11 protein-coding genes are annotated in these 14124 nt (G+C 69.8%); 6 read left to right on the top strand and 5 right to left on the bottom strand.

Going from position 1 to position 14124, the window contains the following annotated elements; genetic code table 11:
• Window positions 1–141: 141 nt before the first annotated feature.
• From ACFFXY_RS05450 to ACFFXY_RS05425, 6 genes are read left to right on the top strand one after another with little or no spacing between them, the layout of a single operon-like run.
• Window positions 142–1242, top strand: coding sequence for an ABC transporter permease (locus ACFFXY_RS05450; protein WP_382346701.1), 1101 nt, complete (start codon window positions 142–144; stop codon window positions 1240–1242).
• Between the two features lie 32 nt (window positions 1243–1274).
• Window positions 1275–2153, top strand: coding sequence for an ABC transporter permease (locus ACFFXY_RS05445; protein ID WP_382347402.1), 879 nt, complete (start codon window positions 1275–1277; stop codon window positions 2151–2153).
• 4 nt (window positions 2154–2157) lie between these two features.
• Complete coding sequence (locus ACFFXY_RS05440) at window positions 2158–3207, top strand: ABC transporter ATP-binding protein (protein ID WP_382346698.1); 1050 nt, start codon at window positions 2158–2160, stop codon at window positions 3205–3207.
• Window positions 3200–4342, top strand: a complete 1143-nt coding sequence (locus tag ACFFXY_RS05435) for an ABC transporter ATP-binding protein (protein ID WP_382346695.1) — start codon at window positions 3200–3202, stop codon at window positions 4340–4342. The genes ACFFXY_RS05440 and ACFFXY_RS05435 overlap by 8 nt, the downstream gene beginning before the upstream one ends.
• The gene (locus tag ACFFXY_RS05430) at window positions 4330–4518 is read left to right on the top strand and encodes a hypothetical protein (protein ID WP_359950656.1); all 189 of its coding nucleotides are present in this window, start codon (window positions 4330–4332) and stop codon (window positions 4516–4518) included. Before ACFFXY_RS05435 ends, ACFFXY_RS05430 begins: the two co-directional genes overlap by 13 nt.
• Window positions 4515–6299 (top strand): ABC transporter substrate-binding protein, encoded by a 1785-nt coding sequence (locus ACFFXY_RS05425; RefSeq protein WP_382346691.1) that lies wholly within the window; start codon window positions 4515–4517, stop codon window positions 6297–6299. The genes ACFFXY_RS05430 and ACFFXY_RS05425 overlap by 4 nt, the downstream gene beginning before the upstream one ends.
• Before the next feature lie 191 nt (window positions 6300–6490).
• On the opposite strand, the gene ACFFXY_RS05420 is transcribed toward ACFFXY_RS05425, so the two are convergent.
• From ACFFXY_RS05420 to ACFFXY_RS05400, 5 genes are all read right to left on the bottom strand, one after another.
• The gene (locus ACFFXY_RS05420) at window positions 6491–6976 is read right to left on the bottom strand and encodes a hypothetical protein (protein WP_382346689.1); all 486 of its coding nucleotides are present in this window, start codon (window positions 6974–6976) and stop codon (window positions 6491–6493) included.
• Window positions 6977–7216: 240 nt separating this feature from the next.
• Window positions 7217–9115: a Stk1 family PASTA domain-containing Ser/Thr kinase gene (gene pknB, locus ACFFXY_RS05415; RefSeq protein ID WP_382346687.1), complete on the bottom strand. Its 1899-nt coding sequence runs from the start codon at window positions 9113–9115 to the stop codon at window positions 7217–7219.
• Window positions 9116–9185: 70 nt separating this feature from the next.
• On the bottom strand, window positions 9186–10466 hold the full coding sequence (locus tag ACFFXY_RS05410; RefSeq protein ID WP_382346685.1) for a serine/threonine-protein kinase: 1281 nt from the start codon (window positions 10464–10466) through the stop codon (window positions 9186–9188).
• 231 nt (window positions 10467–10697) lie between these two features.
• Complete coding sequence (locus ACFFXY_RS05405; RefSeq protein WP_382346682.1) at window positions 10698–12164, bottom strand: penicillin-binding transpeptidase domain-containing protein; 1467 nt, start codon at window positions 12162–12164, stop codon at window positions 10698–10700.
• Window positions 12161–14089: an FtsW/RodA/SpoVE family cell cycle protein gene (locus ACFFXY_RS05400; protein WP_382346679.1), complete on the bottom strand. Its 1929-nt coding sequence runs from the start codon at window positions 14087–14089 to the stop codon at window positions 12161–12163. The genes ACFFXY_RS05405 and ACFFXY_RS05400 overlap by 4 nt, the downstream gene beginning before the upstream one ends.
• Window positions 14090–14124 lie beyond the last annotated feature (35 nt).

Below are 14124 nucleotides of genomic sequence, written 5' to 3'. Positions count from 1 at the left end.
CGTTCCCTGAAGTTCAACGTAACGATTCCGTCTCAAGGCTGGCGTGCCTCGGGTCACGACAGGTAAGTTCGTTAACTAGAAACAATCTTTCCAATTTGTTTCGGGATCTCAGTCGAAACCCCACGCACGAAGGAGTGCCAGGTGACCGCACCTACCGCACCCCCGCCGCGGTCCGATGACGCGGCGGTCGGTTCGCCCGCCGCCGCGCGCCCGTCCGTCCTGCGCCGGATCTGGGCCTCCTACGCGTTCCGCCGCATACGCCAGTCGGTGTTCGTCATCTGGCTGGTCGCGACGATCACGTTCCTGCTCATGCACTTCATGCCCGGCGACCCGATCGAGATCATGGCCGGGCGCCTGAACAGCTCCGGGATGAGCCACGAGCAGGCCGTCGCCACGGCGACGAACATCATCGCGTACGACCCGAACGCGAGCGTGTGGGTCCAGTACCTCGACTTCCTCAAGGGCCTGGTCACCTTCGACCTCGGGAACTCCCTCACCAACCCCTCCAAGACCGTGTTCGAGCACGTCATGGAGTACCTGCCGTGGACGCTGTTCGCGGTCGGCGCGGGCGTCGTCCTCGCGATCGTCGTCGGCCTCACCGTCGGCATGGCGATGGCCTACCGCCGCGGCTCCTGGTTCGACCACGCGATGACCTCCGTCGGGTCCTTCCTCACCGGCGTCCCCAACTACATCCTCATCGCCGCGGTCATCGTCGTCGGCTACACGATCCTCGGGGTCCTGCCGTTCCTGGACATGCGCGGGCGCATCACCGCCGGCGTCGAACCGGGCTTCGACTTCGTGTTCTTCGGCGACGCGCTGTTCCACGCGATCCTGCCGATCCTCGCCTTCGCGTTCACCGCCACCGGCTCGTTCATGCTCAACATGAAGGCCGCCACCACCGAGGTCCTCACCGAGGACTACGTGACCGTGGCCCAGGCCCGCGGCCTCAAGCCCGGCCGCATCAGCCGCAGCTACGTGGGCCGCAACGCGATGCTGCCGATCATCCCGCAGATCGCGCTCCAGCTCGGCACGCTCGTCGGCGGCTCCATCGTCATCGAGCAGATCCTCCAGTACCCCGGCGCGGGCCAGATGCTCATGCAGGCCATCTCGAACCGCGACTACCCGGTCGTCCAGGCGTCCGTCATCATCCTCGCGACCTCCGTGGTCATCGCCAGCCTCATCGTGGACCTGTTCCTGGTCCGGATCGACCCGCGCATCAAGACCGAAGGGCAGGAAGCGTGACGACCACCCTCGACCCCGCTCTCGAAGCCGTTATCGCGAAGCCCCGCAAGCACTTCAGCGAATCGTTCTTCGGCCGCCTGTGGATCGGGCTCACCCGCTCCCCCGCCGGGTTCGCCGGGACGCTCCTGGTCCTCGCGATCGTGCTGTTCTCCTTCGTCGGGCCGCTCCTGATCGACCAGCACAACCCCACCGACACCACCCAGATCTGGACCTCGCCGTCCGCCGAGCACTGGCTCGGCACCCAGTACGAGGGCAAGGACACCTTCACGATCCTGGTGAACTCCGGCGCCCAGCCCATCTGGGTCGGGACGCTCGCCGCGCTCATGGCGACGTTCGTGGCCGTCACCCTCGGCTCGATCGCCGGGTACTTCCGCGGCCGCGTCGACGCGGTGCTCCTCCAGCTCACCGACGTCACCGTCACGATCCCGCAGTTCCTGCTCATGCTCGCGGTCGTCGCGTTCTTCGAGGACATCCCGCCGTGGGGCATCTCGATCGTGGTCGGCTCCACCATGTGGGCCTTCCTGTTCCGCTCGATCCGCGCGCAGGTCATGTCCCTCAAGGAGCGCGAGTTCGTCGAGGCGGCCCGGCTCCAGAACCTCGGGGCCGCGCGCATCGTCTTCCGCGAGATCCTCCCGAACATGGCCGGGTTCATCTTCGTGAACTTCGTGATCTCGGTGAACCAGGCGATCTACGCGATCGTCGGCCTCTACGTCCTCGGCCTCATGCCCTCCGGCACGCCGAACTGGGGCCTGATGATCCACCAGTCCTGGGGCCAGAACTTCTACCTCAACCCGGTCGCCCTGCCGTTCGTCGTCGCCCCGCTCATCATGATCGTGCTCTTCACGATCGGGCTCGTGACGATGGGCCGCGGCCTCGACCAGGCCCTCAACCCGCGCCTCCGGGAAAGGTGAGACCATGACCGACCCGATTCTCAGCGTCCGCGACCTCGCGATCGCGTACCGGACCGGCCGCAAGGAGTCCGTGACCGCCGTCAGCGGCGTCGACCTCGACCTGTACGAGGGCCAGTCCCTCGCGCTCGTCGGCGAGTCCGGCTGCGGCAAGACCACGCTCGGCCTGGGCCTGCTGCGGCTCCTCCCCGGCCTCGGCGAGATCACCTCCGGCTCCCTCACCTACCGGCTCAAGGACGGGACGCGCGCCGACCTGCTCAAGATGAAGAAGGAGCAGCTGCGCCGCTTCCGCTGGAGCGAGGCCGCCATGGTCTTCCAGGGCGCGATGAACGCCTTCAACCCGGTCATCAAGATCGGCGACCACTTCGCCGACACCCTCCGCGACCACGCCGACGACGGCAAGCGCTGGACGAAGGCCGCCGTCGAGGCCCGCGCCGGGGAGCTCCTGGAGACCGTGCGCCTCGACCCCGACCGGGTCCTCCAGTCCTACCCGCACGAGCTGTCGGGCGGCATGAAGCAGCGCGCCCTCATCGCGCTCGCCATCGCCCTGGACCCGCAGGTCCTCGTCCTCGACGAGCCGACCACCGCGCTCGACCTGCTCACGCAGCGCTCGATCGTGCAGCAGCTCCACGAGCTGCGCAAGAAGTTCGGGTTCACGATGGTGTTCATCACCCACGACCTCGGCCTCGCCGCCGAGCTCGCCGACCGCGTCGCCACCATGTACGCGGGCCGCATCATCGAGACCGGCTCGGCGCGCGACATCTTCTACACGCCGAAGCACCCCTACACCGCGGGCCTGATCAACGCGGTCATGCCCGTCAAGGGCGAGCGCCCGGCCCTGGAGTCGATCCCCGGCTACCCGCCGAGCCTCAAGGCCATGCCCGACGGCTGCGCCTTCAACCCGCGCTGCGCCTTCGCGACCGAGGAGTGCAAGCGCGACCGCGTCCCGCTGGAGCTGCTCGCCGAGCGGCCGCTCGCCATGGGCCACGCCGTCGCGTGCGTCCACCACGACCAGGTCCGCCTCCAGCGCAAGGCGAAGGAGAACGCCAATGTCTGAGACCGCCGCCCCCCTGCTGAAGCTCCGCGGCCTGGAGCAGGTCTTCGACACCAAGAAGGGCCCCGTCGCCGCCGTCGGCGGCGTGGACCTCGAAGTGCAGGCCGGGAAGGTCCTGTGCCTGGTCGGCGAGTCCGGCTGCGGCAAGACCACGACCGCCCGCGCGGCCGCCGGGATCACCCGGCCCACCGCCGGGGCCGTCGAGTTCCGCGGGAAGTCCCTCACCGACATGACGCCCGGGGAGAAGACCGCCTACCGCCGCGCCGTCCAGTACATCCACCAGGACCCGTACGCGGCGCTCAACCCCACCCGCACCGTCGCCTCGACCCTCACCGCCGGGCTCAAGCGCCACGGCCTGGTGAAGAACCGCACCGAGGCGCGTGCGAAGGCCGCCGAGCTGCTCCAGCTCGTCGACCTGACGCCGCCCGAGTCCTACCTCGACTCCTACCCGCACCAGCTCTCCGGCGGCCAGCGCCAGCGCGTGAACGTCGCGCGCTCGCTCGCGATGAACCCGGAGCTGCTCATCTGCGACGAGTCGACCTCGATGCTGGACGTCTCGATCCGCGTGAGCCTCCTGAACACCCTCGGGCGGCTCCGCGACGACCTCGACGTGGGCTTCCTGTTCATCACGCACGACCTGGCCGTGGCCAAGTACTTCGCGTGGGACGGGGAGATCGCGGTGATGTACCTGGGGAAGGTCGTCGAGCACGGCCCGACCCCGGAGGTCATCGGGAACCCGCAGCACCCGTACACGAAGGCCCTCATCGGGGCCGTGTGCGAGCCGGACCCGGACCTCGCGAAGGCCAACGCGGCCGCCGAGCAGCTCCGCTCGGCCGAGATCCCGTCCCTCACCGACCTTCCCGCCGGGTGCGCCTTCCACCCCCGGTGCCCCGCATACGAGCCGGGCCTGTGCGACAGCACGGAGCCCGCGCTCGAACGCACGGGCGCTGCCGGCGGGCGCCGCCGGGTCTCGTGCCACATCGTGGCGCGCGACCAGCGGCGCGGGAGCGTCCAGGCGGCCGCGGGCCGCGATGACAGGACGCTCACCCTTGAGGCCCTTCCCAAGTCGCGGCGCCCGGCGCCCGCGGGGGCGGCCGACGATCCAAACAAGTCACCGGGAGCGGCATGGTCGGCCTGATCGCCCGCGCGGGGCTGGCGTTCGGGGTCCTGCTGACCCTGGCCGCCGGGCTCCTCCTGCTCCTGACTCCCAGCGGAACCGCGGAGTCCTCCGTCAGCGCGCTGACCGTCGGACTCGGGCTGTTCCTCATCCTCATCACTTCTATCGCCCTCTACATTGAAAGGAACCGGCGATGACCTCTCAGCGATTCGAGCTCAGCCGACGCAACCTCATGCAGGCGGTCGGCCTCGGCGCCGGCGCCGTCGCGACCACCTCCGTGCTCGGCGCCTGCCAGGCCGACAGCGGTGACGGCGGCGACGGCGCCAGCGGCAAGTTCGTGTACGTGTACCCGTTCGACATCTCGGTCGAGCACTACAACGCGGCGCTGAACACCGGCGTGCTGCTGACCGCCGCCCCCGTGGCGGAGCTGTTCATCCCCCGCTGCGCCATCCTGAACTGGGACACGCTGGAGTGGACCCCGCAGCTCGCCGAGTCGGTGACGCTGGACGGCACGACCCTGACGATCAAGCTGCGCTCGGGCATCAAGTGGACCGACGGCGCGGCCGTGACCGCGAAGGACGTCGTCGGGACGATCTACCTCCAGAAGCTGAACGCCGCGCAGGGCACCATCGGCTGGGACCAGCTGGAGTCGGCGACCGCCGACGACGACACCACCGTGACCGTGACCTACACGGAGGCGTTCACCGGTGTCGAGCACGGCGCGCTCAAGGCGCAGGTGCTGCCGTACGCGCGCTACGGCGAGTGGATGGACGAGGCCCAGGGCCTGGTCGAGGCCGGCGAGGTCCAGGGCGGCACGGGCCAGGTGGCCCTGGCCGAGAAGATCGCGGCCGAGGACTTCCTCGACGAGGACTTCATCTCCTGCGGCGCCTACAAGTTCGACCAGATCGGCGAGACGGTCATCACGCTGACCGTCCACGAGGACGGGCTGTTCGCCGACCAGGTGAAGTTCTCCACCGTCGAGGTGCAGAAGGGCGACAACGCCGCTTCGGTGCAGTTCCTGCTGTCGTCCGAGGTGGACTACTCCACGCAGGTGCTCGGCGCGACCGACCGCTCCACGATCGCGGGCGTCGACGGCCTCAAGGAGATCTCGACCCCCGGTTACGACGGCATCGGCCTGATGCTCAACGAGGGCCGGTTCCCCGAGTTCGCGGACGCCAAGGTGCGCAAGGCGCTCATGTACGTGTTCGACACCGAGGTCATCGGCGAGATCGCGAAGGGCGCGGGCGGCTACTACATCCCGGCGACCTACTCGGGTCTTCCCGACCCGCACGCGGAGGGCCTGTTCGCCGACGGCGAACTGGAGTTCTACGCGACCGACCACGCCAAGGCCGAGACCCTCCTGACCGAGGCCGGCTGGGCGAAGGAGTCCGACGGCTGGCACAAGCCGGACGGGTCGCTCGCCGAGTACAAGATCATCGGCGTCGAGGGCTGGACCGACTTCTCGCTCACCGGCGAGCAGGCGGCGTCGCAGCTGGCCGAGTTCGGCCTGGCCGTGTCCTACGAGAACGTGCCCGCGGACAACCCGTGGGGCATCTGGGGCGCGGGCGACTTCGACATCGCGGTGCGCCAGTGGGCGAACCCGTTCGTGCCCTACGTCTACGGCTCGTGGCAGATGACCTGGTTCACGGACAACTCGCAGACGCCGGACCAGCCGGGCATGGGCCTGAACACCAAGGAGGTCGTGACGACCTCCCTGGGCACGGTGAACGTGGACGACCTGTACCTGGCGTCGCAGAAGGGCACCGAGGAGGAGCAGGCCGAGGCGAACAAGACGCTCGGCATCGTCTTCAACGAGACCCTGCCGCGTCTGCCGCTGTTCCTGAACCAGCGCGTCTCGTACGCCATCGAGGGCGAGCGGGTCAAGAAGATCGACGCGGGCGACTACTCGCTCAACGACATCTACTTCGACAACCCGATCATGGTCCGCATCCTCGAAGGCGGCATCGAGCCCGTCTAGGACCCACCAGGAAACCAAGACCCGTTCCCGGGGACGCTGCTCGTCCCGGGGACAGGACTCGGCGGCGGGGCCCCACAGGGCCCCGCCGCGGGCCGCGCAGCACCGAGGCGGGTTCGGCGCGGCACACGAGGGAAGCGAAGGGCCCCGGTCGAACAGACCGGGGCCCTTCCGTCCGCGCGGGACCCGTGCCGTCAGGCCACCGCGAGGTTGAGGGCTTCTCGGTCCGCTTCGTCGAGGCGGTTCTGCAACCGCCGCGCGCGGAGCATCGCGTCGGCGACCTCGCAGATCCGCGCGATCTCGATGTCGGCGGGGGACATCGCCGCGAGGCCGTTCGCGACCAGCCACATGGTGACCTCGGCCCACGAATAGAGGCTCACCCGCGGCCGCGGCACCCGCGGCGCGGGAAAGTCGCCGGGCCCGCGGCGACCGGTGGCCCAGTGGTCGACGGCGGAGAGGGTCCGGTTGGTGCGCTCGGCGATCTCGGTGAGCGAGACGTAGTCCTCGGTGACTCCGAGCGGCTCCACTCCGGCCTTGCGGCCCTGCCTGATGGCGGAGACGACCGCTTGCAGCCCGGAGGGGGCTTCGCGGTGGAAGGTCGCCCAGCCTTCGCCGCCCGTGTCGACGTCGAAAGCGACTGAAGCGTCGGCCCAGCCGGCCTCGTACAGCGCATCGATCACATGTTCACCGGGGCCGGCGGAGAAATGCAGCTCAAATGAGTAAACGGTCACCCTCTCATGCTCCTTCGCCTCCATGTACTCGATTGCCGCGCGGATGTGCTTGTTGGGATGTCTCGGCATGTACTGATAACACTACAGAAGTTTCGGCCGGGCCGGTAGCGACACGCGTCGGGTTCATGTTTGTGACACAGCGCACGCGAAGGGGCCCGGTGCGATTGCACCGGGCCCCTTCAGCGTTCGCTAGGCGCCGTCGTCCTGGCAGAGCGGCGGCATGCAGGTGTCCTCGTCAGTGGCGGTCTCGTCGCCGCCTCCGCCGCCGTCGTCCGCTGCGGGGACGATGGTGATGACGGAGCCGGGGGCGACGGCGGTGCCGCTGGTGAGCTGGCCGTCGGGTCCGGAGACCGACTCGATGGTGGTGAGCGTGGCGTCGCCGTTGACGGTCGCGTCGAGTCCGAGGCCGTTGAGGGTGTCCATGAGCGCCTGCGGCGTCGTGGAGGCGTCCCAGCTGACCACCACGCCCTGGGCGGTGATGGTGACGGTGGCGCCCTTGGACTCGGTGGAGTCCTTGCTCGGGCTCTGGCTGTAGACGACGCCGACCGTGGTGCCGCCGCTGCCGTACTCGACCACGTAGTCGAAGCCCGCGTTCTCCAGCGTCGAGATGGCGGTGTCGACGACCATGCCGAACACGTCCGGGACGGTGGCCTGGCCGCCGGCCGAGACGGTGAGCGTCACCTCGGTGCCCGGCGGGACCATCTCGTCGGCAGGGGGGTCCTGGCTGAGGACCTGGCCCTCGGGCGCGGTGTCCTCGACCGGGTTCTCCTTGACGACGAGGTTGTCGCCTTCGAGTTCGGCCTTCGCGTCCTCGTACTGGTCGCCCACGACGTTGGCGACCTTGACGTCCTCGGGCGCCTGGAGGATGGTGATGACGACGGTGGTGCCCTCGTCGACCTCCTCGCCCGACGACGGCGTCTGGTCGATCACCTCGCCGATGCTCGTGTCGTTCGGGTCGGTCGCGACCTCGTACTCGGGCTCGACCTTGAGTTCCTCAGAGGTGAGCTGGTCCGTGGCCTCCTGCTCGGACAGGCCTATCACCCCCGGCACGGTCACCAGGGCCGCCTGGTTCATCGCCTGCATGATCCCCCAGGCCGCGGCGGTGACCGCGACGAGCGCGAGGACCACGCCGAGTGCGATGAGCCACGGGCGGCGCTTGCTGTTGGAGGTGGGGAGCTGGCGGATCGGGGCGGTCGCGTCGGGGTCGATGATCGCGGTCCGGTCGGCGGGGCTCATGACCGCGGGGGCCATGACCTCCTGGCCGCGGGCGGCGCGGATGAGGTCCTCGCGCATCTGGCCCGCGGAGTGGTACCGGTTCTCGGGGTTCTTCGCGAGGGCCTTCATGATCACGGCGTCGACGGACGGCGGGATCGCCGGGTTGAGCTCCGACGGCGGCCGGGCCTCTTCGCGGACGTGCTGGTAGGCGACGGACACGGGGTTGTCGCCGGTGAACGGCGGGTGCCCCACGAGCAGCTCGTAGAGGACGCAGCCGACCGCGTACACGTCGGAGCGGGCGTCGACGGTCTCGCCGCGCGCCTGCTCCGGGGAGAGGTACTGGGCGGTGCCGATGACGGCGCTGGTCTGCGTCATGGTGGCCTGGCCGGACGCGAGCGCCCGCGCGATGCCGAAGTCCATGACCTTGACCTGGCTGGTCTCGGAGAGCATGACGTTGCCGGGCTTGACGTCCCGGTGGATGATGTGGTGCTTGTGGGAGAAGTCCAGGGCCGAGCACATGTCGGCGACGACCTCGCAGGCCGCGGCCGGGTCGAAGCGGCCCTCGGCGAGGAGGACCTCCTTCAGGGTGCGGCCGTTGACGAACTCCATCACCATGTAGGGGATGCCGGCCTCTTCGCCGGTGTCGAAGACCGCGACGATGTTGGGGTGGTTCAGGGACGCCGAGTTCTGGGCCTCGCGGCGGAAGCGGATGAGGAACGACTCGTCGCGGGACAGGTCGGCCCTGAGCAGTTTCACCGCCACGTCGCGGCCGAGTCGCAGGTCCCGGCCACGGTGGACTTCAGCCATCCCCCCGTAGCCGATGACCTCGCCGATCTCGTATCTGCCGCCGAGCAGGCGGGGCTCTGTCGTCATCGCGTTTTACGTCCTCGTGTTCCGTTCATCGCGGATTGATTCTAGTGGCAGCGCGCGGCCCGGAAGCCCGCTATCGGTCGTTGCAGTCCGCTCCGGGGAGGCAGTCTCCGAGGCCTCCGCTCTTGGTGGTCTGCTGCTCGTCGGGAGTGGGCTCGTCCTCGGAGGTCTCATTGGTGCCCTCGTCCGTCTCCTCCGCGTCGGTGGAGGTGCTGGTCGAAGGGTCGTCGGAGCCGCCGCCGGGGTCCTTGTCGTCGTTCATGGACAGCAGCAGCCACACCATACCGCCCACCACGACCAGGGCCACCACGCCCACGATCGCCGCGAGCAGCGTCTTGTTCGGTCCGGGATTGGACGCCCCGGGGGGCTGCGGGGCTCCCAGGTCGATGCCGGGAGGGGTCGGCGGGCCGGGCGGCAGCTGCTGCGCGGGCTGGGCGACGCCCGCGGGCGGCCCGCCCATGGCGACGACGCCCGCGCGCTGCGGCAGCTGGCCGACCGGGGGCATGACGGAGGTCGCCGGGGGCGCGTCGACTGCCACGCGCGCCGAGGCGGCCATCTCGTCGCCGGTGGCGAACCGCCGGTGCGGGTCCTTGGACATGGAGCGCTCGACGAACGCGCGCACGCCCGGCGGGATCTCCTGCGGCAGCGGCGGCGCGGGGGTCCTCACGTGGTGGAGGGCGAGCTCGATCGGGTTCTCGGCCTGGAAGGGCCGGTGGCCGGTGAGGCCGTGGAAGGCGACGACGCCGAGGGAGTACATGTCGGAGGCGGGGAGCACGCCGGTGCCCTCGGCCTGCTCGGGCGCGATGTAGGAGGCGGTGCCCATGACCGCGCCGGTCTGGGTGAGGTCCCCGGAGGCGCCGGAGCGGGCGATCCCGAAGTCGGTGAGGACGGCGCGCCCGTCGCGGTCGCGCACCAGGATGTTCCCGGGCTTGATGTCGCGGTGGATGACGCCGTGGACGTGGGCGTGGTGGAGGGCCTCGGCGGTCGCGGCGATGATCGGCATGAGCTCGCGGGCGTCGATGCGGCCGCGCTCGGCGATGAGGTCGGCGAGGGACTTGCCCTCGACGAACTCCATGACGAGGTAGGCGGTGGTCTCGCCGCTGGGCAGGTCGGCGTTGCCGAAGTCGTGGACGTTGACGATGTGGGGGTGGGTGAGCGCCGCGACGGTCTTGGCCTCCGCGGTGAAGCGCTGGGTGAAGCCGGGCTCGCTGAGCAGGGACGGCAGCATGGCCTTGACGGCCACGGTGCGTTCGAGGACGGTGTCCTCGGCCCGCCAGACCTCGCCCATGCCGCCCACGGCAATGCGTTCGCGCAGGCGATAGCGCTGCCCGAGAAGCATTTCGGGGCTCAACACGGCGTCTCCTCATTTCTTCGGCGGATCGGTGTCCGGGCTGATCGGATCCGGGGGGATCGCCGCTTCAGTGTACTTGCAGGTCGCCCGGCACCTGGGCGCTCGTTATCCGGTCGCCGTCGAACCGTCTCCGAAGATCCACGTCCCGGGGGCCCCTCCGGTTGCCGCTCCCGGGGATCTTGAGGAAACTGTGTCCTTCTCGTCTTCCCTACGCCCCCAAGCGTTGGCGCGGCGTCAGTCGCCGCTGCCTTCGAGGACTTGCTCCATGAGCGTCCCGGATATCTCGGCGGCCTTCGCGGAGGCGCCGTCGCCGTACGAGTCGAGGAACACGGCGACGGCCACGGCGGGCTCGCCGTCCTTGTCCATCGCCCACCCGTGGAACCACCCGTGGTCGGGCAGGGTGTTCTCGCTGGAGGCGGACTGCTCGGCCGTGCCGGTCTTCCCGCCGACGGTGTACCCGCTGATCTGGGCGTTGGAGCCGGTGCCGTTCTCGACGACGCCCTCCATGATCGTCTGGAGCTCCTGGGCGGTGTCGACGTCGATGACGCGCCCGGCGGAGTCCTCGGGGCCGTTCTGGACGGTCTCGCCCTTGGAGTCGGTGAGGGCCGCGATGAGCTGCGGCTCCATCCGCTCGCCCTCGTTGGCGATGGTCCCGGCGATGATCGCGTTCTGGAGGACCGTCTCGCGCACGTCCTGCTGGCCGATGCACGCCTGGGCGCGGAACGCGTCCTCGGACAGGTCGCCGGTCTGGGAGGCGAGGCTCGTCAGCGGCGTCTCGAACGCCTCCCCGAACCCGAACTTCGCGGCCATCTCGGAGATCTGGTCGGCCGACAGCTCCTCGACGCACAGCCGCGCGAACGTGGTGTTGCACGACTTCGCGAACGCCTCGGCGAGCGTGTACTCCTGGTTCGGGCACTGGTTGGAGGAGTTGGTGATGGTGTGGTCGGTGTTCGGGGCGGTGTACTCGTTGCCCGCGGGGACCTTCGTGTCGGCGGTCGCGCCCATGTCCTCGATGAGGGCCGCGGCGACGATCGTCTTGAACGTCGAGCCGGGCGGGTACCACTCGGAGCGGGTGCGGTCGAGCGCCGGGTTGTCCTCGTCGTCGTTGATCGCGGCCCACGCCTCGGTGGCGGTGTCGCCGTTGTTGGAGGACACGTCGGTGGGGTTCCAGCCGGGGTAGGACGCCTGCGCGAGGATCTGCCCGGTCTGCGGGTCGATGACGACCGCGCCGCCCTTGACGCCGGTGTCGGCGAGCGCGTCGTACGCGGTCTGCTGGAGGGCCGGGTCGATCGTGGTGACCACGTCGCCGCCGGGCTTCTGGTCCTTCTTCACGGTGGCCCAGAAGTCGTCGAAGGCCAGGAGTGAGCTGGAGCCGTTGAGGATCGAGTTCTCGGCCTCCTCGATGCCCGAGGACCCGTAGTTGAAGGACTTGAAGCCGGTGATGTTCCCGAACGCGTCCCCCTCGGGGTACTGGCGCTCGTACACGTAGAAGTCGCCGTCGGTCTCCACGGACGTGGCGATGACGGTGTCCCCGGCGAGGATGTCCCCGCGCGGCACCGAGTACTCGGCGATGAGGGTGCGCGAGTCCGCGATGAGGTCGTAGTCGTCGTGGTGGAAGAAGCTCACCCACGTGGACTGCGCGATGAGGGCGGCCAGCAGGATCAGCGCGATGACGCCCGTGCGTCGCAGGGCAGGGTTCATCGGTCGCCCTCCTTCGGTTCGGTTCGCGGCCCGAACGCCGAGGGCGGCGGCGGGGGCGGGGTCTGGGGGGCCGGGCGGGTCGGGGGCCGCTGCGGGTCCCCGGGGCGGCCGTACGCGGAGCCGGGCGGCGGGGGCGGGGTCTGCGGGCGGTACGGCTGCGTGCCGGGGCCCTGGGGCGAGCCGGGGCCCGCGGGGGGCGGCGAGTAGGGGGCCGTCGGGCTGCCGGGGCCGGGCGGCGGCGAGTACGGGCCGCTCGGGGGCGAGGACGGGCCCTGGCGGGTCGGGGAGACGACGTCCTCCTCGACCGTCCCTCCGGGGCCGCTCGCGGTGCCGGTCCCGGGCGAGCCGGGGAGGTGCCCGGGGATGATGAGCTCGGTCGGCTGGTCGCCGCCGGGGATCGGCCCGGAGTCCATGACGCCCGCGGCCTCGGCCTTCGCGGCCTCCTCGGCGGCGCGCTTGGCGGCCTGCTGGGCGAGGAACTCCGGCGGCGCCTCGGTCTTCATGAGGCCGTAGGACGCCTGCCAGGGCTTGCGGGCGTCGTCGGAGACGCGTAGGAGCAGGCCGATGAGCAGCCACGAGCCGACCAGCGAGGAGCCGCCCGCGGCGAGGAACGTCGTGGTCTGGCCGGTCATCGGGATGAGCCCGGTGACGCCGCCGAACACCACGAAGAGCTGGAACGCGACCAGGAACGCCAGGCCCCCCGCCATGAGCTTCCCGAACAGGTCGCGCGACATGATGCCGGTCTTGAAGCCGCGCTCCACCAGCACCGCGTACAGCAGCAGGATCGCGGTGAGCCCCAGGAGCCCGACCTCCTCGCCGATCGCGGCGAGGATGAAGTCCGACTCGGAGGCGGGAATGAGGTTCGGGTTGCCCGAGCCGGGGCCGTTCCCCAGCAGCCCGCCCGAGTTCAGGGCCACCAGGCCCTGCACGAGCTGCCACGAGGTGCCGGTCTCGTAGACCTTCACCGGGTCCCACGGGTCGAGCCAGATGTCCACGCGCACTTGCAGGTGCGAGAAGAACGGGAAGATCGCGATGCAGCCGCCGATGAACAGCGTGAGGCCGATGACGATCCACGACGCGCGCCGCGTCGCCATGTACAGCATCGACAGGAAGATCGCGAACAGCAGCAGCGAGGTGCCCAGGTCGCGCTCGAAGATGAGCATGAGGAGGCTCGCGGCCCACACGATCACGATGGGCCCCAGGTCCTTCATGCGCGGCAGCTGGAGGCCGAGGATCTTCTTCCCCGCCACCGACAGCATGTCGCGCTTGCGCACCAGGTACACCGCGAAGAAGATCAGCAGCATCAGCTTCGCGAACTCGCTGGGCTGCACCGAGAACGACCCGAAGCGGATCCAGTTCTTGGAGCCGCCCGACTCCGAGATCGACGCGGGCAGGAAGCCCGGCAGGGCCGCGAACGCGATGCCCGCGAACAGGAGGATGTACGCGTACCCGCGCAGCAGCCGGTGGTTGCGGACCACCGCGAGCAGCACGGTCATGACCACGACCGCGGCCATGTAGTACATGAGCTGGCGCCCGCCCGACCCGGCGAACACGCCCGCGTCCTGCGGGAGCGGGTTGTCGGTCAGCGCGGTCCGGTCGATGCGGCGGATGTAGACGATGCCGATCCCGGTGAGGAACGCGGCGATCGGCACGAACAGCGGGTCCGCGTAGGGGGCGAGGAACTTCACGGCCGTCCACGCGCACATCGACACGATGAAGATGAGGATCGGCAGCATGAACGTCACGGTCGTCGTCTCGCCCGCCAGCGCCATGTCGATGGTGAGCTGGAAGCAGAAGACCCCGACGCCGCCCATGAGGAGCATGACGATCTCGCGGCCGATCCGCTTGGGCATCCCCGACAGCGGCGTCAGCGGCGTCTCCGACGGGCCCGCCGGTCGGGCGGTGGCCGACATGGGCTGGGCCATCGGTTCCCCTCGCGTCTCGAAGTGTTACGGGCGCC

It is taken from the genome of Glycomyces mayteni (assembly GCF_042428885.1).
Taxonomy (GTDB): Bacteria; Actinomycetota; Actinomycetes; order Mycobacteriales; family Micromonosporaceae; genus Glycomyces; species Glycomyces mayteni.
Note: the sequence above shows the minus strand (reverse complement) of the source record. Positions and strands in the feature narration are given on the sequence as shown.